A 581-nucleotide genomic window follows, 5' to 3' on the forward strand; every position below is an offset into this window, starting at 1 on the left:
TCGGCGGGTGCGGTGGAGCTGCTGACGCAGGAGCGGGAGTGGCCCGAGGTGGGTCGTCCGCGGCGGGCGGCGGTGTCGTCGTTCGGGATCAGCGGCACCAACGCGCACGCCGTTATCGAGGAGGCACCGGCGACGGCAGCGCCCGAGCCCGCCGAACCCGCCGTGCGTGCGGCCGTACTGCCGTGGGTGCTCTCCGCTCACGACCAAGCGGCGCTGCGGGCGCAGGCGGAGCGGCTGCTCGCGCATCTGGGCACCCGGCCGGACGACCGGCCGGTGGATGTCGGCTTCTCCCTGGCCACCTCCCGGGCCGTGATGGAGCACCGGGCGGTGCTCGTCGCCGGAGACCGCGAGGAGTTCCTGACGGGGCTGTCGGCACTGGCCAACGGGGAGCACACCCCGGATCTGGTAAGCGGTGCCGCCTCGGGCGAACAGCGGGTCGCGTTCCTGTTCACGGGGCAGGGGGCGCAGCGGGCCGGGATGGGCCGGGGGTTGTATGAGGCGTTTCCGGTGTTCGCGGAGGCGTTCGACGCGGTGTGCGCGCGGATGGACGGGCAGTTGGACCGGCCGTTGCGGGATGTCGT

General features: G+C 73.8%; 1 protein-coding gene. It reads left to right on the forward strand.

Features of this window, described 5'->3' with window-relative positions:
• Positions 1-581 (forward strand): ketoacyl-synthetase C-terminal extension domain-containing protein (locus tag ACYVO2_RS37320; RefSeq protein ID WP_461012572.1); only part of this gene is annotated, 581 nt, incomplete at both ends.

The sequence above is a fragment of the Streptomyces capparidis genome, assembly GCF_054782095.1.